The organism is Snodgrassella sp. W8132, from assembly GCF_016100865.1.
Classification (GTDB): domain Bacteria; phylum Pseudomonadota; class Gammaproteobacteria; order Burkholderiales; family Neisseriaceae; genus Snodgrassella; species Snodgrassella alvi.
The window spans coordinates 1,450,346-1,475,272 of sequence record NZ_JACFRQ010000001.1; the positions used below are offsets into that span (position 1 = coordinate 1,450,346).

Genomic DNA, 24,927 nt, shown 5'->3' on the forward strand with positions numbered 1-24,927 from the left:
CTTATCTTCAGTATAAAGGTATATAAATACAATAATAAATAAACAATTATTATTTATTATGCCTATAAAAACTACCATATAGGCATAACTAAACTTTATATAATATTAATATTAGTTTATTCTCAGCCCAAAATTTTATTAATTATTTTTTTAATATAATATTTACACATATATAAATATTTAATGATTTCAACTGCTAGCCTTTTCCCACAAATCATCAATATCTAGTCTACTAATTATATCTGAAATGGCTCTTGGATTACTCATTAATGTTGGGTTTAAACGTATAACCCAATCAAGTTCTTGAGTCCTTTCTGATTGAGCACCAATATCAAAAATAATAGTTGGTATTTTTAAAGCTAAAGCTATAGACAAGGTATAACAAAAAGTTTCTTCCCAAATACTTGGTAGTATAACAATATCTGGAGAAATTGCCCTCAGTTTATTAATGCATTCATTTTCATTTTGATATTTTCCAGAAATACTAATACCATGTTTCTTCATATCATGTTTAACTTCTGCATTTACATATCCAACAACAAAGTAAGTTAAATTTAAATCTCTAGTTTGTGAATCAAGAGCCAACGCTGATAGTAATTGCGACCCTTTTTCTATACTGATGGCTCCAATTGTTGCAATTTTTATTTTACCATTCTCTTTTCTTCTCTTAAGAGGCAATGTATTTTTAACTAAATTATCATGAGGAATAACATTTATATTTAAATTAGGAAAATCACTTAATATAATATCTCTAGCGCGTTTAGAAGGAGCTTCAATTATTGAACAATTATGAAAAAAATTGGTATAAGCTTCTTGCCTTTCAAATACATTTGTCATATTTAAGTTTGGTGTTGATGTTTTAAAACTATTCCAAATATTTCTTTTTTCTAAAGAAGGCTCTTTCTCATAGTTATATTCAGGACTTAGAAGTTTATAATCATTAGACATGCAAGCATAGTCATGAATAACAAATTTATACTTTAAATTAGATGATGAAAAATATGCTAATAATTTTTGATGGTAATACCAATCAAGACCGGCAAAGCTATTAATATGTACCAAATCTGGATTTATAGTTTTAAAAAAAAGATTTAGAAAGTCTAAATTTCCTCTTAAAGAAAGATTTTTTAAATTATTAAAATCTAATTGTTCAAATTTTTTCAAGCTAATAGAATATAACTCTCTATCATGAACAGTTATAACAATACAAAAAATAGATTCATTAGTATATTTATTGATTATCTGTTCAAGATATGTATCGATACCTCCTCCCCAAGCATGTGATATAAATACGATACATTTTTGATTTTTAATTATAAATTTTAATCTTGCCAAATCTAAATTAGTTCTTAATATAGAAGTAGGATCAGCTTTAATAAAATTGTGAACTAAATAATTGTAATTCGGATGTTTTAATTTTAACGCATTTGCTCCACGCTTCATATTTTCTGATTTAGTCGCAGAAAAAGAAACAGATCCAACATGAAAAACAAAGACATCACCAATAATAATATTCTTAAAGCCGGCATGTAATGCCCTCATACAAAAATCATTTTCTTCTCCATATCCAACTTTAAAATGTACATCATCTAAAGGTCCTATCTTGTCTATAACAGTTCTTCTCATATAAAAACAAAAACCAATACCTGTTGGCGTTTCTACATATAAATTTTTATTTATTTCAGAAGCAAGATTATTAAGTTGAACAGGTGTTATTTCCAAATCTTTATTATTATCATAATTAGTAAATGGATAACTGCAAATTGTAGCATTGTTTGACATTGGTGTGATTGTAGCAATAGATTCATCCTGATCAGCATAACGAATCATTTTCTCAAACCATCCAGGAAAAACAAAAGCGTCTGAGTTCAGTAAAATTACATCGAGATTATGTGATAAATTTGTAATTGCATAATTAACTGTTTTAACAAAACCTAAATTTGTTTTATTACAATAATAATCAAAAAGACCTTTCTCAGAAAGTTGCTGTAATTTATTATTAAGCTCTTCATCAGGTCCACAATCATTTATAACTAAAAGACTATATGAATCAGAAATTCGACTTTTTAATGCATGAAAAACTGAGCATAAAGTTTCATCTAATCCTTTATATACAGGTAAAACCACTACACAACGAGTTGAATGTGTATATTTGCAAGGTGACAATCTGTTCCAGTCATCATCTGATGGGATTGTAGGAACGAACCACAAACTATCGGTTTGATTTAAATTATTAGACTTTTTTTTATCTGTAATTATTTTTTTAGAGTAAATTTTTATTCCCAATAATCGAATAGTTTTATGTGTTTGATTTTTCTTGATGGTTAACAAACTTTTCAAAATATATTGTCTTTCGGAATCGGTATCTCTTTTATAAATAGTTAATCCCAACAATTTAATTTTTACAAACTTAGATGATTGTATTCTCTTTAGCATGTTTATACACCAGCTATATTGCTAATTATATTCAATAAACTTAAGATAGTATCTTATTATCTTAAGTTTGTAAATATTTTAATATAAAAAAATACTTCATATAAAATTTTAATATATAAATCATAAGATATGTAATTACCAAGCTTATAAATAATTGTACAATTAAATAAGAGTTTTAAAAATTTGAAATACTTAAATTTTACAATTAAGTGTCTATTAACAAATTGAACATAAAATTATTAATAAAAATATATTTTATTTAATGGGAACGATAATTCAAAATACTAAAATTTTATTCTATATGCTATATCTTCTATCTATAATTATTATTAATTTTCACTATTTAGTTATATATTTCTTAATCTAGATAAATTATATTAATTTATAAATGGATACTAATAACATTGTAAGTGCTAATAAAAATATAATTTGGATTTTTTTTAATTTTCTTTTTAATTTTTGTTTTTCTTTCTGTAATTTTATTATTTTACTTTCTTTATAGTTGATTTTTTCATTAGCCAAATATAATTCTTTAGAAAAATTAGTTAGTTTTTCTTTAGTAAAATATAATTCTTTAGAAAATTTGATTAGTTTTTCCTTAGTAAAATATAATTCTTTAAAAAATTTGGTTAGTTTTTCTTCTTTACTATTGAGCTCAGTATTCAATTTAACCATTTCTAACAAAAGATAACTAGTATAATGCTGTTCTTTTTTCATTAAAGAATATAATTCAGCGATTTTTTTTTCAAAAGGCACAAAAGGAAGTAATAATTGCTGTTTTTTCTTTGTAAGAATACATTTTTTATTTTGTAGAAAGAGATTGTCCATAAAGTATTCAAGTATAAAGTCACTTTTTTTGGAAAATTTATTAAAGAAGTCAACAGAGAATTGAAAATTCTCTCTAATTTCTAAAACAATTTCTTCTGCAGTTTTTTTCTCAAAACCTCTTCCTGAAAAATTATAATATTTTGCTACTTCATAATTTTCAAAATTTAAAAAACCTGGTCCGCCAAAATGGTCATAACAATATACAGGGATATTAGATAATAATCCATATTGTACTGTTTTACCAATGGTTATTATCATATCATATTGTTTTATTAGCTCAGGGGTAACTAATACAGCTTTTTTTCCACCTATAGTATTTACATTAAAATCTTTAGATAATATATTTGTAGCTGCAATCATTTCTTGTGGTAAATGATTAGATACTACCAAAATATTATTCAATTTAGTTTCTTTAATAGAATTATCCAAATATTTACTCGGGGCACAATTACTGCTAATAAAAATATTATTGGATTCTATACCCAACGAAATTAATTTATCTTTTGTTTCTTTACTATTTGCTACATATATACAATCTAATAATTTCATATATGGTAACGAGCATAACTCCATCATTTCATATGGAGATAAATGCACTGAAATTAATTTAAGATCGACATTTTTATGAATCTGATTTTGAAATAGTCTAGCAATCATACAATGTTGAGACCAAATAAAATTAATATTTTCTAAATTTATTTGTTCTAAATTTGTTATTAAATCATTCTTATCAAAATACTCAATAATAGGATCTCCCAAAATATTTGCATATACCAAAATATTATGATCTCTTTCTTTGAAATACTTATATATCTCCAAAACTTGAATTTCTGAACCGCAAAGCTCAACCAAATGATTTGTTAATATTAATACATTCATAATTTGTATTTATTAAAAGTTTAAAATTTAGTATACCTAAATTAAAATAATTTCTATATATTATATAACATTAAAACTAAATTTAATTGAAATTTCAAATTAAATAATAAAAAATAAGCATATAACTAAATAATAGATTGCAATAAAATTAAAATTGTACATTTAAGATATGTACTATTCATTTATTTAGTTACTCACCTTTCAATCTTATAAAAAATACTATTATTAATAAAAATTAAGCTGCATCAGAACCGTTATTCTGATACAGCTTGAAGAGTTTGCTGTATATTAAAATCTATCAATATTGTAGCCTGAGTGGTCAAATCAGGCTATGTTTATACTTACCTTTTCAGATAAGGTTCATTTATTGTTCACGAATTACCCGGTAAGTTGGCTGATTTTCATCGATTTCGATTTTTTTCAGCTTATCACAACTAGGCGTACCAGCGAAGTCTTTAAATGGCGACTCCTGCTCATTTTTACAATTTTGTTTCAGGCGAATTTTATCAAATTGAGAAGGTTTATATGCAAAAGCATTGCTAAATGAAAAAGATAACAGTAATGTTAAAAGAATACATGTTAAATCAGTTTTCATTTTATGAATTCCTTCTCAAAGAGAATAAAATTTAACCTATACAACTTTTATTTACTATTTAAATAGTCCCAAATATAAGACAAACTTTCTCTGACTTGAAAGTTATTAGTATCACTTCCTTGATAAATGGCACGATAATTACCATAATCAATTACTTTATTAACCATATTTCTGTTAATAAGTGCTTTACACCCATTAGCTGCAGTAACTGTAAAATAAACCATATTTTCACCTTTGTAAATAAATATATAATATTATTGGTATGTTGTTTAAACAACAAAAATATTATATCATAAAATATTTATTTATACATATATTTAACTAAACTTAACATTTGATCAATTTGTTATGAATATATCATTAATTGATTTTAATTTTTATAAAATTTATTCAAATAAATTTTATAATTTAATTTGTCTTTTTAAAAACAAAGCAAAGTAATATCAAAGTTGACAATATAATAATTCTGATAAAGAGATATTTCTTGTAATAATTAAAACTGTTAGTATTACTTTTCATACTTGTGAAAATGATATATGTTTATACAAATTGTAGTATCATATACACACTAACACATATTAATGCGCCTATCGTCTAGAGGCCGAGGACACTATCCTTTCACGGTAGAAACCGGGGTTCGAATCCCTGTAGGCGTGCCATTCGTTCTTACTATGAACCGCTTTTGTATTCACAATCCGTTTGGGTTAATAGTTTATAACTTTTCATCGTCAAATACTTCAATACTTTTTATAAATGATTATAATAAACTATTTTTTCTAAAATTCTTTATATTTGTTATAAAATTCCGCAGAGCTTTTATAGCTGAACTAATTTCAATACCAGATGGCTCCACAAAGACAGGCTCAGCAGATATTTTTCCTGTTCAATTAATAGAGCTCTTTCTGTTTCATCTTAATTTGATATTTGTTTCATAATTGAACTTACTTCATCTAAGCCGTTTTCAATTGCATTTATTAACGCATCACACTTACTCTTAACTTCGTCCAGCTCATTCTTAACTAATTTAACTCGCTCTTTTTGTTCAAAATTTTTTTAAACATAAATGTTGAACATCTCCATTTATCTATATTTAATATAAAAAATTTACTAAAACAAATTAAATTTATAATATACTTAAATAAACTACAGTTATTTAATACTTTGATTTATTTTTAGCTGTATAACCTCTATTTTGGTTCGCAAAATATTAAGGTTTTAGTTGATTAGAAATATATTGGTTTTCATTATTAACGCAATTCAATTAGACCAAACATGGATTTATAAGGTGTCAATTATGAATGAACAAACATCAGAGTATAAACCAATAGGTATTTGTCCGTGTTGTAAACATGAAGTCAGGGCAAAAATTTCAGTTAAAAATAATTTAAGAAGAGATAAGTGTGAATGTCCAAATTGTGAAGCAACCATTTATGTTTGCCGAAACTATGGATGTAGAAATTATGCAGTTGGAGGAGACAATTATGATGATGAGCTTTGTCCTACTTGTGCAAAAGAATTGATGGAATTGGTAGGAAAACTTGCAGGAAAATCCTCAGAGATTTTACTCACTACATTAACAGCAGCATTTGCTTCATTTATTGTTAATAAAATGAAAGAATAGATACAGCTAGATAAAGACAAAAAAATCTTATTATACTTATATAAAGAAGAAGGCGGAAGAGATTAAGTAGTATATAAAAACTCAAACATGAGATTACGTTAACACAACTCGGCTGACATATTGCTCATTTTAATATTCATTGAGTTTTTGACAACTCGACTTGATAATTTGTGCCGGCAATTACAATCAGATAACGCAGACAAGAATCAGTCTCAAAGATCAGCGTCTAGTAACACAAACGCTGCAATGTGTTACATCCAGATTACCTTGTATAAATCAGTTTAATCTTCACAATACCTAGCTGATTTTTTCTTTAGTATATAAAACCTACTAACTCACGGTACTTGTAGCTTCTTTGCTCACCTGCTCGCCCCCTGTCAACGTGACACCAGGTGCGGAATGCATCCGCTGTGCATTAACAATAGAAAATAAAAACTTCCCAGTTTCCGGACTGATAATGTGAATATCAAAATTTACTATAATAAAAGAGATATTCTTACAACAAATATAATGATTTTAGAAATCAGAGTTAGTTGAAATATTAATTTGCAATAACAGTTTATTTGACAATGTGTTTCAATTATTACTGTATTCATTTTTATAATAATATTCGTTACATGAAAAATTATTCTCTATGAGGATATATAAAAAAATACTAATAAAATATTTATACAATAATAACTTATATGTTTTCTATTAACATTAGATATTTTCGAGACAGCTAGTATTGAAGCTATTTTTTTTATTTTTCTTAAGTATAATGGCATATAAATATACTGTAGAATTATTTCATTTAAGTCTGTATAACTCAGAAGATATACAAAAAAACAGCGCTTTTTATGCGCTGTTTTAATTAATTAACTGTTATTTTTTTATTATTTGCCGTACCAGAATTGCCATAAATGAGATAAAGAGAAGTAAACCTAATAGTTCTCCAATTTTATCCCAGCCCTGCAAATTCAAAGCCAGCGGAGATTCGCCGCCGCCCAGAGCTATAGACCCAACAATTACCATAGCCATTACTACACCTACGATACTTTCACCGACTATTAATCCAGCAGCCAGTAATGTACCACGACGATCTGTGGCTTTAACCTCTTTCTCCTGAATAGCTGGATCAGTATGGCGCTTTTTGATATAACGCAAACATAAATAGGATAATACTGTTCCGATAAAGATTGGCATATTGACGGAAGCCGGCAGATAAATACCCATACCCACTGCCAGCGGAGGTACACTCCAACCCGGACGAAGATATTTAACCACCACATCAAGCACAATCAGGAATACACCCAAAAATACGCCTGCTCTGATGTATGCCCATTCCAGATTGTGAGAAAAAATCCCTTTGGCAATAGTGGTCATCAGAGTTGCCTGCGGTGCTGACAGTGCCTGAGCAGCATCCATTCCGGCACGTGGTAAGGCTCCGGTAAAACCATAAGCGTTATACAACAGTTCAAGTACTGGTGAGATTACTATCGCACCAACAATGCTGCCAATAATTAGTGCTACTTGCTGGCGCCACGGTGTAGCCTGAACCAGATGGCCGGTTTTTAAATCCTGCAGATTATCATTAGAAATAGTAGAAATGGCCATAACCACAGAAGCAGTAAATAATGCTAAAGCTGTCATAAACTGATTACCACCAGCTTGTGCGAAAATACCGCTAGACTGACCAATCACCATGAATACCAGCGATATAATGATGATTGAAACAATACCGATACTGGATATCGGGCTGGAAGAAGAACCAATCAGACCAGCCATATAGCCACTGGCTGCAGCCACAAGAAAACCTATAATGAAGGCCATGATGGTGGCACACGCAACCAAAGCACAGGCCAGTCCGAAAGATATCGGCGCAGTGGCAATAAAGCTGTAGAAGGTAGCAACCAGAATGATCAGAGTAGCCACTACAATCAGCATCATGGTTTTAGGCGATAAATCCTGATTTACCCGCTCCTGTGTCTTGCTGGTTTGTGAATCCGATCCAAAGGCCTGAAAAGAAAGTTTCATGCCTTCAAGCATAGGTTTGAAAAGGGTAATTAATGTCCAGATTGCAGCAACAGCGATGGCTCCGGCGCCAATATAGCGGACTTTGGTTACCCAAAGTTTAATTGCAAAATCCATCATTGAAACATTTTCAGGCATTGCAGTGGTGCTGGTGAAATACGGTACGGCTATTCCCCATGAAAAAAACATGCCTAGCAGTACAGCAATACCACCGGTAATACCTACCAGCCAACCGGCACCCAGCAAAGCCAGTGAAAAGCCCATGGGCACCTGAAATACGGCTCCGCCTACTTTAAACCAGTAACTGGCACTTTCACTGATTACGCGTAAGCCGCCGGCCAGAAAGCTGAAAATACCGGATAAAATACCACCGGTAACAATCTGCTTAACTCCGCTTTGCGGTGAATCTTCATCATTTTCCTGTGGTTGATTGTGGTCACCAGCCTTGAGTATTTCAGCGGCGGCTAAACCTTCCGGATAAGGTAAATCACTATTAACAACCAGTACATGGCGTAAAGGAATAGTGAAAATAACACCAAGAATACCGCCGGCAACGCATATCAAGGTTGTCTGCCAGAATGGAAAACCCTGCCAGTAACCAATCATTAACAAACCGGGCAGAACAAAGATAATTGAAGACAAGGTACCGGCCGCCGATGCCTGTGTTTGTACCATATTGTTTTCAAGAATATTTGAACCATGAAAGCATTTGAGTACAGCCATAGAGATTACGGCAGCGGGTATGGATGAAGCGAATGTCAGGCCAACTTTCAGCCCCAGATATACATTAGATGCAGTAAATATTACTGTAATTAATGCACCTAAGATCATACCGCGAACAGTAAGTTCGCGATACTGATCGACCGCCGATGAGGTGGTTGAGGGGTGTTGCATGTAATAACTCCATAAAAATGCGACTTGGAATAATAGCAATAATACTAAAATTTCTGGATATTTATTTATCCTTTCACAACCGCAATTTTGGACAAAAAGTTGCATTGTACAAACTCATTTGTAATTTTTCTTTATGTTTAAAGAATTTAATGTAAATTAAGTTTTTTATTTTTATTTTTAGTTTAAATAAGATTAATTTTACTCAATTTCCGGATTCTGATTTCAGCACTTATTTTCTTTTTAACTGTTGGTTGTCAAGCCTATTGTGGATGTCTATACTGAATTTTTTTTCTGGCTGTATATTTGTTATGCTTCCTGTTCTGGTTTTACAACATACGGATTTACATCTGTGTGACTTATCCCATTTAAACGCAATTATGCCGTTAAATCCGGAATATACATTTGATAATTCTGTGATGCGACTGCCGGTTAGTGTTGATTTCGAATTATCTGAATCAGCACAGACTCAGCTAATTGAGCAAAAAATTGATTTTGCTATTTTGCCTGACCAGAATTTTGCAGACTTAGGATTAATTGTTAGTGATATGGATTCCACTTTGATTACCATAGAATGTGTGGATGAAATTGCTGCCGGAATGGGATTACAGGCACAGGTTGCGGCCATCACCGAACGCTCAATGCGCGGTGAAATTGATTTTGAGCAATCGTTACGGGCGCGTGTAGCTTTATTAAAGGGTTTACCGGTTGAAGAATTAAAACAGGTTTATGAACATGTACTGAAACTTTCTCCGGGTGCAGAATGGCTGTTGCAGCAGTGTCAGAAATATGCAGTTAAATTCATGCTGATTTCCGGTGGATTTACTTATTTTACTCAACGGCTGCAGCAACAATACGGACTTGATTATACTTTTGCTAATCAGCTGGTGATACAAGATAATGTTCTGAACGGAGAGCTGGCAGGCAGAATTATTGATGCTCAGGCTAAAGCTGATTTACTGGTTCAATTCAGAGAAAAACTTGGACTAAACCCAATGCAGGTACTGGCAATGGGTGACGGTGCTAATGATATTCCGATGCTACAGGCTGCCGGTTTTGGAGTTGCCTACCACGCCAAACCGAAAACACAGGCTGCAACGTCTATTAATGTACGCTTTGGCGGTCTGGATGCCGTGCGTAAGTGGTTTCGCTGATTGATAACCGCAGACAACCGGCAGAACAGTGATAAAACCAGATACAAATTGAATTATAATTTAATAATAATCATTTAGTTAGTTTGCAGTTGCTTTCGGGAACACATTTATGTATCCAATAACTGAACCATATCAGTCTGGATTATTGCAGGTTTCTGCAATTCATCAGATTTACTGGGAAGAAAGCGGCAATCCGGCCGGTAAACCAGTTATTTTTTTACATGGCGGGCCGGGAGCCGGAGCCTCGCCTGCATGCCGCGGCTTCTTCAATCCGGAAAAATACCGTATTATTATTATTTTGACCAGCGTGGATGCGGTCGTTCCCTGCCCTATGCCTGTATTGACGACAATACTACATGGGATCTGGTTGAAGATTTAGAAAAAGTTCGCAGAATGCTGCACATTGAACGCTGGCAGGTATTTGGCGGTTCATGGGGTAGCTCACTGGCACTTGCTTATGCTAAAACTTATCCGCAAAGAGTCAGTGAGCTGATACTGCGCGGTATTTTTCTGTGCCGGCCACATGAAATTACCTGGGTTTATCAGCAAGGCGCAAATCATATTTTTCCGGAAGCATGGGAGAATTATCTCGCACCGATTGCTGAAGATAAACGGCATAATTTAGTAGATGCCTATCATGAGTTGTTATGCCATCCTTATACGGATGAAACAACTCAGCTCAATGCAGCTAAAGCATGGGCCCAATGGGAAAGTAGTATTGTACATTTAGAGCATAATCAGGCTGGTATAGACGAATATAATGATCCGCAGCGTGCCTTGGCAATTGCAAGGATTGAAAATCATTATTTTGTCCATCGCTGCTGGCTGGCAAGCGAATTTGCCTTACTGGAAAATATTCAGATACTGGCTGATACTCCGATTGTCATTGTTCAGGGGCGCTATGATATGTGCACACCGATTGAAAGCGCATGGGAATTGCAGCAGGCTTTACCGCATGCCAGACTGGTAGTCACTATGGCTGGTCATTCTGGCTTTGAACCGGCAAATCAGGCTGCTCTGGTGGCTGCTACCGATGCTTTTGCCAGTTTATAACATTTATTCCGGACATTTCTTGCAGGTCTGAATATATTCAGACCTGTTTTATTATCAGAAATATTATTTTTTAATCAGCATAAATATTTCGAATATTAATTTCTTCCCATACAAAGTATCAATATCTTTTGAAGTTAAGCTATTAGCTCAGCTTTATTAACAACTTCAGTACTTTTACGGCTTGCATTATTTTTTCATTTTCATATCCGTGAGCTTGATTCTGGCCTGTTCTCAGAAAAACCGATAATTCCGAATTTCTTAATTATTCTGTGCTTATCGTATACAAACGCTCTGATTTGATGAATGTTATTAATAATCAGGAAATATCATGCGCAAAAATTAAAACAATTTACCCGGTTCCGCTGCCAGACAGCTGGAAACATTCTGTATTTCCAGGGTTTTAACCAGTATTGATTTTAGAATTTTATGTATTTGTGATGGAATTAATTCTGACATAATTACTTGATTTATCCATGAATAAAGTTGACTAAAATTGTCGGGTATTAGATAATTCATACATTGTCAATCTGTTTCGGGTTTTGTCATGCGTTTAACCACCAAAGGGCGTTTTGCCGTCATTGCCATGCTGGATTTAGCTATGCATGCGCAATCTGGTGCAGTAAACCTGACTGCAATAAGTGAACGCCAGCGCATTTCCCTGTCTTATCTTGAGCAGCTGTTCGGAAAATTACGCCGTGCCGGGCTGGTAGAAAGTATTCGCGGGCCGGGAGGTGGCTATGTACTGAGTCATGATGCTGCTCAGATTAATATTGCAGATATTATCTCTGCAGCGGAAGACACTCTGGATGCTACCGTTTGCGGCGGTCATGCTGATTGTCAGGACGGTTCACCCTGTCTGACTCATGACTTATGGGCAAATCTGAATAAAACCATAGACAGCTATTTGCGCGGCATTACTTTGCAATGCATTCTGAATCAGCGAACTTACCATAACAACAGTAATGAAAAAAAAAGCAACCCGGAGCAGCCTGTTACCTTAATTAATCTGCATTAATACTCCGGCGCAGCCATAGATATTTAAAGAGAACACGACAATGACCGTAAAACTTCCTATCTACCTTGATTATTCAGCTACAACACCGGTTGATCCGCGTGTGGCTGAAAAAATGATTCCTTACTTGACGGAATTTTTTGGTAATCCGGCATCCAATAGCCATAGCTTTGGCTGGCAGGCAGAAGAAGCCGTAGAAAATGCACGCAATGAAATTGCTGCTTTGATTGGTGCGGATTCTAAAGAAATTATCTTCACTTCAGGAGCCACTGAATCTGACAATCTGGCATTGAAAGGTGCGGCACAGTTTTATGCCAGTAAAGGTAAGCATCTGATTACGGTCAAAACTGAACATAAAGCTATTCTGGATACCATGCGAGAGCTGGAAAGAGAAGGCTTTGAAGTTACCTATCTGGGTGTACAGGAAAATGGTTTGATTGATATGGCTGAGCTGGAAGCTGCTATCCGTCCTGATACAACCCTAGTCAGTGTGATGTGGGTAAATAATGAAATCGGCGTGATTCAGGATATTGCAGCTATTGGTGCACTTTGTGCTGAAAAAGGAGTCATTTTTCACGTCGATGCTGCTCAGGCTACCGGTAAAGTTCATATTGATGTAAAAGCCAATCAGATTGGTTTGCTGAGTATGTCTGCACACAAAACCTACGGTCCTAAAGGAATTGGTGCTTTGTATGTACGCCGCAAACCCCGTGTCCGCCTGAATGCACAGATGCATGGCGGCGGGCATGAGCGTGGTTTCCGTTCCGGCACACTGGCTACTCATCAAATTGTCGGCATGGGTGAGGCATTCCGTCTGGCTCGTCTGGAAATGGATAAAGACAATGCTCATGCTAAAGCACTACGTGACCGTTTTCTCAATGCAATTAAAGGTGTTGAAGAAGTATATATCAATGGTGATTTACAACATCGCGTTTATCAGAATCTGAATATCAGCTTTAATTTTGTTGAGGGTGAAAGTCTGATTATGGCAGTTAAAGATATCGCTGTTTCCAGCGGATCTGCCTGCACTTCCGCCAGTCTGGAGCCAAGCTATGTACTGCGCGCACTGGGTCGCAATGATGAGCTGGCACACAGCTCTCTGCGTATTACATTCGGACGTTTTACTACCGAAGCCGAGATTGATTATGCTGCTGAACTGATTAAATCCAAAATCGGTAAATTACGCGAATTGTCTCCATTATGGGAAATGCATCAGGAAGGCATTGATTTGAGTAGTGTCGAATGGGCAGCACATTAATCAGCTCAGACTGAAACGATATATTCTGCCCTGCTATATCGCAGGGCTGCACACTAAAAACAGGTTATTTGCTGCGAATATAAAAGCAATTGTAGTTATTCTGGCATCAGAAGAATTGTAAAAGGAACTTATTATGGCCTACAGTGACAAAGTCATTGATCATTATGAAAATCCGCGCAATGTCGGCTCTTTTGAAAAGGGTGACCAGAGCGTGGGTACCGGTATGGTAGGCGCACCAGCCTGCGGCGATGTAATGAAATTACAAATCAAAGTAAGTGATAACGGTATTATTGAAGATGCCAAATTCAAAACTTATGGCTGCGGTTCTGCTATTGCTTCTTCAAGTCTGATTACAGAATGGGTTAAAGGTAAGAGTCTGGATGAGGCTTTGGCTATTAAAAACAGTGCCATTGCTGAAGAACTAGCATTACCACCAGTAAAAATACATTGTTCTATTCTGGCAGAAGATGCTATTAAGGCTGCTGTAGCTGATTATCGAAAAAAACATAACGAGTAATATGATGATTTTTGGCAGTACCGCAAATAACAACGAACCCACTACTGAAAATAATGACAATCAATCGGTTAATGCAGTACGCCTAAACGATATCAGAATGTGTACCAGTCAATTTTGCCTGGAATGCGGTGAATCAATATCATCTGAACATCAGCTTGAGTTTCCTGGTACACGTTTTTGTATTAACTGTGAAGAAAATATTGCCATTAAGCGCTCATTTCTTTCATCTTACAAACGTCGTTTTAATCATAATTGTAAAAACCCTGAAGGTACTGCATAGTAAATTCAGGACAAATTTCCAACAGGTGAGAATATGATTTCTCTGACTGAAAAAGCCGCTAAGCATATTAGCAATTATCTGACCAAACGTGGTAAAGGCGAAGGTATTCGTCTCGGGGTTAAAAACAGTGGCTGTTCGGGTATGGCGTATACTCTTGAATTTGTTGATAACATCCAGCCGGAAGATCTATTGTTTGAACAACATGGTGTCAAAGTATTTGTTGATCCTAAAAGCCATGTTTATCTGGATGGTACTGAACTGGATTTTGTTAAAGAGGGATTACAAGAAGGTTTTAAATTTGCCAATCCCAATGCCAAAGATGAATGCGGTTGTGGTGAAAGCTTTCATGTTTAAATAAATAACCCTGTTGCCGGAATGTCGCAATTCTGCCGGCTGATAAGCAAAATACAGCATTACACCAAATTTTGCGAAAAGCCTGTTTTTCATGTCCGGTATCTTTAGCTTTGACCCAATTTTCACCATAAAGGTGAGCCACATGAACCAATACTTTGCTCTTTTTCAATTACCCGAACAGTTCAATATTGATGATAAGCAACTGGAGCAGAATTATCGCCTGCTGGCAGCACAGTGCCATCCGGATAAATTTGCTGCCAGAAGTGCTTTTGAACAAAAGCAGGCCATGATGATGGCTGCTACCGTTAACGAAGCTTATCGTATTCTGAGCAATCCGCTTGACCGGGCTGCATATTTATTGAAACAACAGGGAATAGATGCGGATGCACCTGAGCATACGCACTTTCCGGCTGAGTTTTTAATGCAGCAGATGCAATGGCGTGAAACACTCGAAGACGCCCGTACAGAAGCTGACTGGACAACACTGAAAGAACTTGCAGCAACTATTGAGCTCGAACAAACCGGCTTATACCAGCAACTGGATGCGACCTTTATTCAGAATCAGCCGGAAAAAGCAGCAGAATTGGTACGCCAGGGGCGTTTTTTACACAAATTACAAAGTGAAATTCAAGCTGCACTTCCCTGACATCATCAGAATCAATGTATCAGAGATATGCTTTGATAAAAAAATCGAAGTATTAAGTAATATTTAAGAAATCAGGACTAAATTCAGATTATGGCTTTATTGCAAATTGCCGAACCCGGCCTTTCCGCTGTACCACATGAACATCGTCGTGCTGTAGGTATTGATTTAGGCACAACTAATAGCTTAGTTGCAACCGTACGCAGTGGTTATGCCGAATGTCTCGCAGACGAACAGGGAAGGATTACCCTGCCCTCTGTTGTCCGCTACCAGCAGGATAGCGTACCGGAAGTAGGCACAGATGCATTAAAAGCACAGCGTATCGATCCGGCCAACACCATCAGTTCAGCTAAACGTCTGATTGGCCGTACTCTTGAAGATATCAATAATCAGTCTGAAACCCGTTATCTGCCCTATCATTTTACTAATGATGAACGCATTATCAGCATTCACACTCGTGCAGGAAATAAAACCCCGATAGATGTCTCTGCAGATATTCTCCGTGTTTTGAAAACCCGTGCAGAAAACACACTCGGTGGTGAACTTGCCGGCGCAGTGATTACCGTACCGGCCTATTTTGACGATGCACAGCGCCAGGCAACCAAAGATGCCGCCCGTCTGACCGGTCTGCATGTTTTACGCTTACTGAATGAACCCACCGCGGCTGCAATTGCTTATGGTCTGGACAATGCCGCTGAAGGAACATTTATCGTTTATGATCTTGGCGGAGGAACATTTGATGTTTCAGTTCTAACCTTAAGCCGCGGTCTGTTTGAAGTAAAAGCAACAAACGGTAACAGTGCTCTGGGTGGTGACGATTTCGACCAGCGTTTGTTTTGCTGGTTGTTGGAACAGAATAAATTATCACAGTTAAATGCTCAGGATAGCGCATTATTACAATCACTTTCACGTGCAGCCAAAGAAGCTCTGACAAGTGAAACATCAACCACCATTGCCGCCACTCTTTCTAACGGACAAAAAATTCTCACTGATATCAGCCGTGACACTTTTCATCAGCTAACTCAGCCTCTGGTAGCCAAAACACTGGAGCCGGTTAAACAGGCAATGCGCGATGCCGGCATCAGTAAAAGTGAGATAAAAGGGGTAATTATGGTAGGCGGAGCTACGCGCATGTTGCATGTACAGCAGGCTGTAGCCACTTTCTTTGGTCAGACTCCGCTGAATAATCTTAATCCGGATGAAGTCGTAGCATTGGGAGCTGCAATGCAGGCCAATGTACTGGCAGGCAATAAAAATGATGATGAATGGCTGTTACTGGATGTAACCCCGTTATCACTCGGGCTGGAAACTTATGGCGGACTGGTTGAAAAGGTTATCCCGCGCAACAGTACCTTACCTACAGCACGCGCTCAGGATTTTACAACCTTTAAAGACGGGCAAACAGCCATGATGATCCATGTTGTACAGGGTGAGCGTGAATTAGTCGCAGACTGCCGCAGTCTGGCACAATTCACACTCCGCGGTATCCCGCCGATGGCCGCCGGAGCAGCACGCATACGGGTAACATTTCAGGTTGATGCTGATGGTCTGCTTTCTGTTTCTGCTCGCGAACAAACTACAGGAGTACAGGCTCATATTGAAGTAAAACCTTCGTACGGACTTGATGATACCGTTATTACCCAAATGCTGAAAGACAGTTTTACTCATGCACAAACCGATGCCAGACAACGTGCCCGTACAGAAGCCACAGTAGAAGCAGAAAGCATTATTGTAGCGGTCACCAATGCACTGTCTATGGACGCAGACTTACTTAGCAATGATGAACAACAGGCTATTCAAACTGCATTGGAACACACCCGACAACAAATCCGGCAAGGAGATGCTCAGGATATTCGTGATGCCATTCATGCATTGAATCACGCAACTGATGAATTTGCTGCCAAACGCATGAACCGCAATATCCAACGTGCTTTACAAGGTAAAAACGTCAGAGAAATCTGATATTTCAAATGCAGACAAATTGAACTGTCTGCCGATACAATGGAGATAACATCATGTTAAAGCTATATTACATACCAAATACCTGTGCATTTATACCGCATGTGGCACTAGAATGGAGCGGACTTGAATATACCGCTGAAGAGGTAGGCCGCGACACAATCAAATCGCCGGAATATCTGGCACTGAACCCTCAGGGGCAAGTACCATTACTGACTGACGGCAACTGGGCACTGCGTCAGAATGTGGCAATCATTGATTACATCAATGATCTTGCACCGGATAAAGGTATTTATGGTGTTACAGCACAACACGATCCCAAAGCACGCGCCCTTGCCCGTCAATGGCTGGCCTTTGCCAATTCTGATTTACACATGAGCTTTAAACCTTATTTCTATGCAGCACGCATGGTAGATGATGAAAAAGCACAGGAGAATCTGAAGGCCTATGCTAGTGCTACTCTGAAAAATTTATTTTCCTTCGTTGATAATATTCTTGCTCAGCAGGATTACCTGACTGGCGATAATATCACTATTGCAGATGTTTACATTTTTATAGAAGCACATTGGACAAAAAGATGTAACATTGATCTGAGCGCATATCATAATCTGAGTAAATTCTATCAGCGCGTAAGTGCTGATGCCGGTGTATCCACCGTGCTAAAAGTACAAGGTATAATTTAATAACATTTTCGGCGTGAATGGTTTTATTTTAAAACCGGACACGCCTGCTTTATTTAGAAACACGGAATTACCATGCCCAAAATTACTGTACTGCCCCATCCTCAACTCTGTCCTGAAGGTAAAGTTTTAAGTGACATTCCCACAGGAACCAGTATTTGTGATGCATTACTTGAGCATGATATTGAAATTGAACACGCCTGCGAAAAATCCTGCGCCTGTACAACCTGTCACGTTCTTATCCGCAAAGGATATGATAGCCTGCCTGAACCGACTGAACAGGAAGAAGATTTACTTGATCAGGCATGGGGGCTGGAAGCCGATTCACGCCTGAGCTGTCAGGCACGTCTGGCTGATAGTGATGTTACCATCGAAATTCCCAGATATACCATCAATCATGCACGAGAAGAGCATTAATCATATTTGATGACAATACTCTCCAAACCGATTGAATTAATAATATTTTTTAATTATCTAATTAAGTGCAGGCTTAAACCATGAAATGGACTGATATACACCGAATCGCCGAAGAACTGGCCGACCGCTACGAAGACATCAACCCTACCAGTATCCGCTTTACCCAACTGCGTGATCTGATACTGGCTTTACCAGAATTTGATGACAATCCGGAGCACTGCGGCGAGCGCATACTCGAAGCGGTTCAGCAGGCATGGATTGATGAAATTGCCTGAATTTAGTCATCTAAACTTATCAGAATATCCGTACAAATAATGATGTTACAGATGATGTCCGGCTTATAACTGAAACAAACCGGTTGCCAACTTCTATAGGCAACCGGTTTGTTTAATATATAAATTAAATCACTAAATCTTATCAGCTTTTCTGCGTCTCAAACGCCAGCTGCAAAATTGCCAGCAACGATTAAATACATGCCGGTAAACAAAAACCGCACATAATAAGCAACCACCGGCAGAACCGGCACAAATCAGAAACATAGTAAATAGCTGAAACCTGATTGCCTGATCAGGAGATGCACCGGCCAGAATCTGCCCGGTAATCATACCCGGCAAGCTTACCAACCCCACTACACTCAATTGATTAATTGTTGGTAACATCCCTGCTACTACCGCTGCACGCGCAGTATCCCGATAAGCCTCCCAGCCTGTAGCGCCCATAGACAGCATTACTTCTACACGAGCCTGTTGCTGACGTAAATCCTGTGTTAAACGGTCCAGACACAATGCTACAGCTGTCAGACAATTACCCAATACCATCCCCAGAAGGGGAATCACATACTGCGGTGAATACCATGGGCGGATATGCAGTACCGCATATAATCCCACAGCAGCACTTAACCACGAAGCCAGCCATACAGATGATAAAGCATCACGGGTCAAGCCCCGATATACATAACTGCCCCGCGAACGCGCAGAAAAGCCGGCAATCACAGTCATAACAACAATAATCAGCAGTACCCAGTACCATTGATTAGAGGCAAATATCCATTTTAATAACAAACCTACAATGGACAGCTGCACAATAGCCCGAACTGCTGAAATCAGAATACGTTTTGTCAATCCAAGCTTCAGCCATAATGAAACACCGGCACTCACCAGAATCAGCAATGAAGCCAGAGCCAGTTCTGCAACACTAATATAATTAGTTCCCTGCATTATTGCCTCCCGCCCGTGGTGATTTTCTGGTGTGAGTAATCCGTCCGGCATCCAGATACCAGATTTCATCACCTACCTGATTAATCTGCTGCTCACTATGTGAAATCCAAATATAGGCAGCCTGAGGATTATCTTTCTGCCATTGACCGACCAGCTTTTGTACAGCCTGTGCCGAATCTTCATCCAGAGAAGCCGTTGGCTCATCCAGCAGCAAAACCGGCGGATTTAATTGCAATATACGCAACAAACACACCAGCTGAGCCTCTCCTCCGGATAAATCCGTTGCATCCCGTTCCAGGAAATTACCATCTTTACCCAGACTCTCTAACACACGCTGTACATTATCCGGCTGAAATTTTTTATGCTGATAATGATGCAAAGTAAAAGGTAAAAACAGATTATCACGCACTGTACCCGGAATCAGCACCGCCTGCTGACGTACATAAGCGATCTGGCTGCGATGCTGTGCAATACAATGTGCATTCAGACGAACCGGCTGATTATGACAATACAGCGTGCCCGAAGCTGGTAAATCCAGCAGAGAAATCGTACGTAAAAAAACCGATTTTCCTGCCCCGGATGCACCGCTGATTGCCACACGCGCACCAGCCCAGAGCTGAAAATCGATATCCTGTAATAACATCCTGCCATCATCATGGGCACGCTGACACACACCCTCACCGGATAAAATCGGCGTACTCATGATGAGCCACGCAGTTCTTTCGGTAGAACAAACATAATATTTTCCTCCACACCAGCACCTTCGGTAACTGTCGGGTATCCCCAGGAAACAATAGTTTGTACAACATCATTCACCAGTACCTCAGGAGCTGAAGCACCGGCTGTAATACCAACCTGATGCTTACCACTGAACCACTGTGTTTGCAGACAGCCGGCATTGTCAACCATATAGGCATCAACACCCAGTAATGCTGCCACTTCACGCAAACGATTACTGTTCGAACTATTAGGAGATCCCACTACAATCACCACATCACAGGTAGCAGCCAGTTTTTTCACTGCATCCTGACGATTGGTGGTTGCATAACAAATATCCTCTTTATGCGGACTTTTAATGTGAGGAAAACGCTGTTTTAAAGCGGCGATAATACCGCTGGTTTCATCAACCGAAAGCGTTGTCTGGCTCACATGTGCCAGCTTTTCTTCATTGCGGACCTGTAAACTTGCCACATCAGCAACTGTTTCCACCAGCAACATCACACCCGGCGGCAATTGCCCCATCGTTCCTTCAACTTCCGGATGGCCTTTATGACCAATCATAATAATCTGATAACCCTGTTCATCCAGCCGAGATACCTGTCGGTGAACCTTAGTTACCAGAGGACACGTAGCATCAAAAATACGAAAGCCGCGTGCAACTGCTTCCTGCTGTACAGCCTGAGATACACCATGAGCAGAATAAATCAGCGTCGCATCAGGAGGCACATCATCCAGATTTTCAATAAATACCGCACCCTTATTGCGCAAATTATCAACCACAAACTTATTGTGTACTACTTCATGCCGTACATAAATCGGAGCACCATACTCTTCCAGTGCCCGCTCTACAATACTGATAGCACGGTCTACACCGGCACAGAATCCACGCGGATTGGCCAGTAAAATCTTTTTGTCACTCATTAAACATCCCGTTACCTGGCTGAATTCATCACAGACGAATCAATCAGACCGCCTTTTTCTTCTGATGGAAAATACTTTCCAGCACCAGCAACACCGCACCGACACAAATCAGGCTATCAGCAACATTAAATGCCGGATAAAACCAATTATGGTAGTAGAACAATAGAAAATCAACCACATGCCCGTGCACCAGCCGGTCTGTTACATTACCTGCGGCCCCTCCTATAATCATGGCTGCAGCAACTTTACCCAGCTTTGCGAATTCATCACGGATAATTGCACGTAACAGATAAACACAAATCACCAGAGCCAGTCCCATAAAAAAGAATTTTTGCCAGCCTCCGGCATCTGCAAGAAAACTGAATGCCGCGCCGGGGTTATATGTCAGTGTGAGATCAAAAAAACCCGGTATTACCGTAATTCTTTCCAGATATTGAATATGGCATAAAACCAGATATTTCGTTAACTGATCAGCTATCAGCCCCGCAATAATAATTGCACCATATAAAAACAATTTTTTACTCAGCATAACCTTCCCTAAAAACCAAACAGGCGTAACCGGCCAAACCAATTACGCCTGAATCATTCAAATCATGCCAAAATAACCGGCAATATTAAAATCATTAACCCGCATCAAGCATATAACCTCTGTTCACCGGCACCATCAATATTAAGTGCACAACGACCGCAGATTGTCGGGTGTTTCGGGTCAGAACCCACATCATTTGTATAATGCCAGCAACGTTCACACTTAGTACCCTGATCAACAGTGACCGTAGCCGATAGCTCATCACCCTGCTCAACGGTAACCTTGGCAACCATCAGCACGAAGCGTAACTCATCACCAATTGCCGTAACAAAAGGCAGAATATCCGCCGGTACTCGAATAGCCACATCTGCCTGCAATGACGAACCAACATTCTTATCAGCACGCAAAGGTTCAATCGCCGCATTAACAGTATCTCTTACTGCACGGATTGCCTGCCATTTCTGTGCCAGACCGGCTAATTCCGCCTCAGCCATAGACGGGAACACATGTGCAGTATGATACAGCACACTATCCTCATCATTACCTGTTAAAACAGCCCAGGCTTCTTCAGCCGTAAAGCACAGAATCGGACTCAGCAGCAACACCAGATTACGCGTAATATGATAAAGCGCAGTTTGTGCACTCCGACGACCATGGCTGTCTGCCTGCATTGTATACAGACGGTCTTTCAGAATATCCAGATAGAAAGCACCCATATCTTCCGAACAGAAATGCACAATATCCTGTACCGCAAAATGGAATGCATAACGGGTAAAGTGATCATTGGCTACGCGCTCCTGCAACTGCTGAGCCAATACCAGAGCATAGCGGTCCAGCTCAAGCATATCTGAAATCGCCACTGCATCCGTTTCCGGATTAAAATCACTCAGATTGGCCAGCAAAAAACGCAGCGTATTGCGCAAACGACGGTAGCTTTCAGAAACCCGTTTCAGAATTTCATCAGAAATGGCCAGTTCACCGGAGTAATCCGTAGAAGCAACCCACAGGCGCAGAATATCAGCACCCAGACTGTCATTGACCTTTTGTGGTGCAACCACATTCCCAACAGATTTGGACATCTTCTGTCCATTACCGTCCACCACAAAACCATGTGTCAGCAATTGTTTATAAGGAGCACTGCCAACCGTTGCACAAGCTGTCAGCAATGAAGACTGAAACCAGCCGCGATGCTGATCCGAACCTTCCAGATACAAATCAGCCGGCCATGCCAGTTCAGGGCGCTGACGCAATACTGCATAATGCGTACTGCCCGAATCAAACCAGACATCCAGCGTATCCGGAAGCTTTTCATATTCATCTGCATCAGCCCCTAACAGCTCATGCTTATCCAATGCAAACCAGGCTTCAATTCCGTGCTGCTCAATCCGCTTAGCTACCTCTTCCAGTAACTCAGCCGAACGCGGATGCAACTGACCGGTTTCCTTATGCGCAAAAAACGCCATCGGAGTACCCCAGTAACGCTGGCGGGAAACCACCCAGTCCGGACGCCCTTCAATCATTGCCTCCAGACGCGCACGTCCCCATGCAGGGAAAAATTCAGTAACATCAACAGCATTCATAGCCTTATTGCGCAATGTTTTACCATCGGTACCTTCCTTATCCATACCGATAAACCACTGACCGGTTGCCCGGTAAATCAATGGTGTTTTATGGCGCCAGCAATGTGCATAACTATGGGTAATTTTGCCATTAGAGAGTAACTTACCTTCATCCGCAACCCAGTCGATTACCACCGGGTTACCTTCCCAGACTGTCATACCGGCTAACCGTGGCACATCACTGATATAGCGCCCTTCAGCATTTACCGGGTTATACAACTTAATTCCATAGCGCAGACAGGCAAAATAATCATCCAGACCATGTGCCGGAGCAGTATGTACCATACCAGTACCAGCCTCGGTAGTAACATGGTCACCCAGTAATACCAGAATATCTCTATCCAGAAACGGATGATTTAAATGCAGATTTTCCAGTTTCCGGCCAGCTGTTTCAGCCAGTACCGCCGTATCATCCGCACCAAAACCAAACCGGGCTAAAGCCGCCTCAGCCAGCTCTTTAGCCAGCACCAGCTTACCTTTAGGCGTATCAATCAACTGATAAACCACTTCAGGACCGACACAAATTGCCTGACTGGCCGGCAAAGTCCACGGAGTTGTTGTCCAGATAACACCATATACCTCACCCGGCAGCTCATTCAATCCGAAAGCTTTCGCCACAGCAGCATTATCTTTAAACTGATAAGCCACATCAATCGCATAAGAAACCTTATCCTTATACTCTACCTCTGCTTCTGCCAGCGAAGAGCCGCAATCCAGACAGAACTGTACCGGCTTCTCACCACGATACAAATAACCGCCCTGCTGAATTCGTCCCAGCGTACGCACAATATCTGCCTCAGTTTGATAGTCCATAGTCAGATATGGATGTTCCCAGTCACCCAGTACACCCAGACGCATAAAATCTTTTTTCTGCCGTTCAATCTGTTCCCGTGCATATTCCCGGCATAACTCGCGGAATTTTGCAGCCGGAATATTCTTGCCGTGCTTTTTCTCCACCATCAGCTCAATCGGCAAACCGTGACAATCCCAGCCCGGAACATATGGTGCATCAAAACCAGCCAGCGTCTTACTCCGGATAATAATATCCTTCAATACCTTATTTACAGCATGGCCGATATGAATATCACCATTTGCATATGGAGGACCATCATGCAGAATAAACTTAGGTCTTCCCGCTGCCAATTTACGCAGTTTCTGATAACGCTTCTGTTCATACCAAGATTTCAGCCAGCCGCCTTCACGCTTGGCCAGATTACCGCGCATTGGAAACGGCGTATCCAATAAATTTACTGTTTTACTATAGTCAGTCATGACTTTCTCTTTAAAATATATTTAACTTTTAATATTCAGAATAAATTCAGTTCAATAAA

General features: G+C 38.7%; 23 protein-coding genes and 1 tRNA gene. 15 read left to right on the plus strand and 9 right to left on the minus strand.

Features of this window, described 5'->3' with window-relative positions; translation table 11 throughout:
• Positions 1-189: 189 nt before the first annotated feature.
• The 3 genes from H3U82_RS06440 to H3U82_RS06450 form a co-directional block, all read right to left on the minus strand.
• Positions 190-2,436 carry a glycosyltransferase gene (locus tag H3U82_RS06440; protein ID WP_078474180.1) on the minus strand — a complete coding sequence of 749 codons (2,247 nt, stop codon included), beginning with the start codon at positions 2,434-2,436 and terminating at the stop codon, positions 190-192.
• A 372-nt stretch (positions 2,437-2,808) separates the two neighbouring features.
• Positions 2,809-4,143, minus strand: a complete 1,335-nt coding sequence (locus H3U82_RS06445) for a hypothetical protein (protein ID WP_198209707.1) — start codon at positions 4,141-4,143, stop codon at positions 2,809-2,811.
• Between the two features lie 364 nt (positions 4,144-4,507).
• Positions 4,508-4,738 (minus strand): hypothetical protein, encoded by a 231-nt coding sequence (locus H3U82_RS06450; RefSeq protein ID WP_025330182.1) that lies wholly within the window; start codon positions 4,736-4,738, stop codon positions 4,508-4,510.
• A gap of 583 nt (positions 4,739-5,321) precedes the next feature.
• Here H3U82_RS06450 and H3U82_RS06460 point away from each other — a divergent pair.
• Together H3U82_RS06460 and H3U82_RS06465 are read left to right on the plus strand one after the other, a co-directional pair.
• Positions 5,322-5,397, plus strand: a tRNA-Glu gene (locus H3U82_RS06460).
• Between the two features lie 635 nt (positions 5,398-6,032).
• The gene (locus tag H3U82_RS06465; protein ID WP_084549933.1) at positions 6,033-6,359 is read left to right on the plus strand and encodes a hypothetical protein; all 327 of its coding nucleotides are present in this window, start codon (positions 6,033-6,035) and stop codon (positions 6,357-6,359) included.
• A gap of 864 nt (positions 6,360-7,223) precedes the next feature.
• Here H3U82_RS06465 and H3U82_RS06470 read toward each other — a convergent pair.
• Positions 7,224-9,266, minus strand: coding sequence for an OPT family oligopeptide transporter (locus tag H3U82_RS06470; RefSeq protein WP_198209709.1), 2,043 nt, complete (start codon positions 9,264-9,266; stop codon positions 7,224-7,226).
• A 308-nt stretch (positions 9,267-9,574) separates the two neighbouring features.
• On the opposite strand from H3U82_RS06470, the gene serB reads away from it, so the two are divergent.
• The 13 genes from serB to iscX all read left to right on the plus strand — a co-directional run bounded on the left by serB (position 9,575) and on the right by iscX (position 18,865).
• A complete protein-coding gene (gene serB, locus H3U82_RS06475) occupies positions 9,575-10,417 on the plus strand; it encodes a phosphoserine phosphatase SerB (protein ID WP_198209711.1) in 843 nt (280 codons plus the stop codon).
• A gap of 109 nt (positions 10,418-10,526) precedes the next feature.
• Positions 10,527-10,796 (plus strand): hypothetical protein, encoded by a 270-nt coding sequence (locus tag H3U82_RS10970; RefSeq protein ID WP_370524490.1) that lies wholly within the window; start codon positions 10,527-10,529, stop codon positions 10,794-10,796.
• A complete protein-coding gene (gene pip / locus H3U82_RS06480; RefSeq protein ID WP_370524563.1) occupies positions 10,697-11,470 on the plus strand; it encodes a prolyl aminopeptidase in 774 nt (257 codons plus the stop codon). Before H3U82_RS10970 ends, pip begins: the two co-directional genes overlap by 100 nt.
• 544 nt (positions 11,471-12,014) lie before the next feature.
• Positions 12,015-12,485: a Fe-S cluster assembly transcription factor gene (locus tag H3U82_RS06485; RefSeq protein ID WP_025330177.1), complete on the plus strand. Its 471-nt coding sequence runs from the start codon at positions 12,015-12,017 to the stop codon at positions 12,483-12,485.
• Positions 12,486-12,525: 40 nt separating this feature from the next.
• Positions 12,526-13,740, plus strand: coding sequence for an IscS subfamily cysteine desulfurase (locus H3U82_RS06490; protein ID WP_025330176.1), 1,215 nt, complete (start codon positions 12,526-12,528; stop codon positions 13,738-13,740).
• A 133-nt stretch (positions 13,741-13,873) separates the two neighbouring features.
• Positions 13,874-14,257, plus strand: a complete 384-nt coding sequence (gene iscU, locus H3U82_RS06495) for a Fe-S cluster assembly scaffold IscU (RefSeq protein ID WP_025330175.1) — start codon at positions 13,874-13,876, stop codon at positions 14,255-14,257.
• A gap of 1 nt (position 14,258) precedes the next feature.
• Positions 14,259-14,537, plus strand: coding sequence for a hypothetical protein (locus H3U82_RS06500; RefSeq protein ID WP_084564986.1), 279 nt, complete (start codon positions 14,259-14,261; stop codon positions 14,535-14,537).
• Positions 14,538-14,570: 33 nt separating this feature from the next.
• Entirely contained in the window at positions 14,571-14,891 is a 321-nt protein-coding gene (gene iscA, locus H3U82_RS06505; RefSeq protein ID WP_025330173.1) for an iron-sulfur cluster assembly protein IscA, read from the plus strand.
• 142 nt (positions 14,892-15,033) lie between these two features.
• On the plus strand, positions 15,034-15,537 hold the full coding sequence (hscB, locus tag H3U82_RS06510; RefSeq protein WP_078474327.1) for a Fe-S protein assembly co-chaperone HscB: 504 nt from the start codon (positions 15,034-15,036) through the stop codon (positions 15,535-15,537).
• A 90-nt stretch (positions 15,538-15,627) separates the two neighbouring features.
• Positions 15,628-17,496, plus strand: coding sequence for a Fe-S protein assembly chaperone HscA (hscA, locus tag H3U82_RS06515; protein ID WP_198209713.1), 1,869 nt, complete (start codon positions 15,628-15,630; stop codon positions 17,494-17,496).
• A 53-nt stretch (positions 17,497-17,549) separates the two neighbouring features.
• Positions 17,550-18,176 carry a glutathione S-transferase family protein gene (locus H3U82_RS06520; RefSeq protein WP_174829879.1) on the plus strand — a complete coding sequence of 209 codons (627 nt, stop codon included), beginning with the start codon at positions 17,550-17,552 and terminating at the stop codon, positions 18,174-18,176.
• Positions 18,177-18,248: 72 nt separating this feature from the next.
• A complete protein-coding gene (gene fdx, locus H3U82_RS06525) occupies positions 18,249-18,590 on the plus strand; it encodes an ISC system 2Fe-2S type ferredoxin (protein ID WP_174829878.1) in 342 nt (113 codons plus the stop codon).
• Positions 18,591-18,670: 80 nt separating this feature from the next.
• Positions 18,671-18,865 (plus strand): Fe-S cluster assembly protein IscX, encoded by a 195-nt coding sequence (iscX, locus tag H3U82_RS06530; RefSeq protein ID WP_198209715.1) that lies wholly within the window; start codon positions 18,671-18,673, stop codon positions 18,863-18,865.
• Positions 18,866-18,997: 132 nt separating this feature from the next.
• On the opposite strand, the gene fetB is transcribed toward iscX, so the two are convergent.
• The 5 genes from fetB to ileS all read right to left on the minus strand — a co-directional run bounded on the left by fetB (position 18,998) and on the right by ileS (position 24,868).
• Positions 18,998-19,876: an iron export ABC transporter permease subunit FetB gene (gene fetB / locus H3U82_RS06535; RefSeq protein ID WP_198209717.1), complete on the minus strand. Its 879-nt coding sequence runs from the start codon at positions 19,874-19,876 to the stop codon at positions 18,998-19,000.
• Positions 19,794-20,510, minus strand: coding sequence for an ATP-binding cassette domain-containing protein (locus H3U82_RS06540; protein WP_174829876.1), 717 nt, complete (start codon positions 20,508-20,510; stop codon positions 19,794-19,796). Before H3U82_RS06540 ends, fetB begins: the two co-directional genes overlap by 83 nt.
• On the minus strand, positions 20,507-21,448 hold the full coding sequence (gene ispH / locus H3U82_RS06545) for a 4-hydroxy-3-methylbut-2-enyl diphosphate reductase (protein WP_037475651.1): 942 nt from the start codon (positions 21,446-21,448) through the stop codon (positions 20,507-20,509). Before ispH ends, H3U82_RS06540 begins: the two co-directional genes overlap by 4 nt.
• Positions 21,449-21,491: 43 nt before the next feature.
• Complete coding sequence (gene lspA, locus H3U82_RS06550; protein ID WP_037475735.1) at positions 21,492-21,977, minus strand: signal peptidase II; 486 nt, start codon at positions 21,975-21,977, stop codon at positions 21,492-21,494.
• A gap of 104 nt (positions 21,978-22,081) precedes the next feature.
• Entirely contained in the window at positions 22,082-24,868 is a 2,787-nt protein-coding gene (gene ileS / locus H3U82_RS06555) for an isoleucine--tRNA ligase (RefSeq protein ID WP_198209719.1), read from the minus strand.
• Between the last annotated feature and the right edge of the window lie 59 nt (positions 24,869-24,927).

Bases quoted from the DNA above. Each gene is read 5' to 3' on its own strand.
- H3U82_RS06540 (WP_174829876.1), bottom strand. From the start codon at position 20,510: ATGAGTACGCCGATTTTATCCGGTGAGGGTGTGTGTCAGCGTGCCCAT.
- H3U82_RS06440 (WP_078474180.1), bottom strand. From the start codon at position 2,436: ATGCTAAAGAGAATACAATCATCTAAGTTTGTAAAAATTAAATTGTTG.
- H3U82_RS06485 (WP_025330177.1), top strand. From the start codon at position 12,015: ATGCGTTTAACCACCAAAGGGCGTTTTGCCGTCATTGCCATGCTGGAT.
- H3U82_RS10970 (WP_370524490.1), top strand. From the start codon at position 10,527: ATGTATCCAATAACTGAACCATATCAGTCTGGATTATTGCAGGTTTCT.
- iscA (WP_025330173.1), top strand. From the start codon at position 14,571: ATGATTTCTCTGACTGAAAAAGCCGCTAAGCATATTAGCAATTATCTG.
- H3U82_RS06520 (WP_174829879.1), top strand. From the start codon at position 17,550: ATGTTAAAGCTATATTACATACCAAATACCTGTGCATTTATACCGCAT.
- H3U82_RS06450 (WP_025330182.1), bottom strand. From the start codon at position 4,738: ATGAAAACTGATTTAACATGTATTCTTTTAACATTACTGTTATCTTTT.
- iscU (WP_025330175.1), top strand. From the start codon at position 13,874: ATGGCCTACAGTGACAAAGTCATTGATCATTATGAAAATCCGCGCAAT.
- serB (WP_198209711.1), top strand. From the start codon at position 9,575: ATGCTTCCTGTTCTGGTTTTACAACATACGGATTTACATCTGTGTGAC.
- H3U82_RS06490 (WP_025330176.1), top strand. From the start codon at position 12,526: ATGACCGTAAAACTTCCTATCTACCTTGATTATTCAGCTACAACACCG.
- fetB (WP_198209717.1), bottom strand. From the start codon at position 19,876: ATGAAATCTGGTATCTGGATGCCGGACGGATTACTCACACCAGAAAAT.
- ispH (WP_037475651.1), bottom strand. From the start codon at position 21,448: ATGAGTGACAAAAAGATTTTACTGGCCAATCCGCGTGGATTCTGTGCC.
- lspA (WP_037475735.1), bottom strand. From the start codon at position 21,977: ATGCTGAGTAAAAAATTGTTTTTATATGGTGCAATTATTATTGCGGGG.
- hscB (WP_078474327.1), top strand. From the start codon at position 15,034: ATGAACCAATACTTTGCTCTTTTTCAATTACCCGAACAGTTCAATATT.
- H3U82_RS06470 (WP_198209709.1), bottom strand. From the start codon at position 9,266: ATGCAACACCCCTCAACCACCTCATCGGCGGTCGATCAGTATCGCGAA.
- fdx (WP_174829878.1), top strand. From the start codon at position 18,249: ATGCCCAAAATTACTGTACTGCCCCATCCTCAACTCTGTCCTGAAGGT.
- hscA (WP_198209713.1), top strand. From the start codon at position 15,628: ATGGCTTTATTGCAAATTGCCGAACCCGGCCTTTCCGCTGTACCACAT.
- H3U82_RS06500 (WP_084564986.1), top strand. From the start codon at position 14,259: ATGATGATTTTTGGCAGTACCGCAAATAACAACGAACCCACTACTGAA.
- ileS (WP_198209719.1), bottom strand. From the start codon at position 24,868: ATGACTGACTATAGTAAAACAGTAAATTTATTGGATACGCCGTTTCCA.
- iscX (WP_198209715.1), top strand. From the start codon at position 18,671: ATGAAATGGACTGATATACACCGAATCGCCGAAGAACTGGCCGACCGC.
- H3U82_RS06465 (WP_084549933.1), top strand. From the start codon at position 6,033: ATGAATGAACAAACATCAGAGTATAAACCAATAGGTATTTGTCCGTGT.
- H3U82_RS06445 (WP_198209707.1), bottom strand. From the start codon at position 4,143: ATGAATGTATTAATATTAACAAATCATTTGGTTGAGCTTTGCGGTTCA.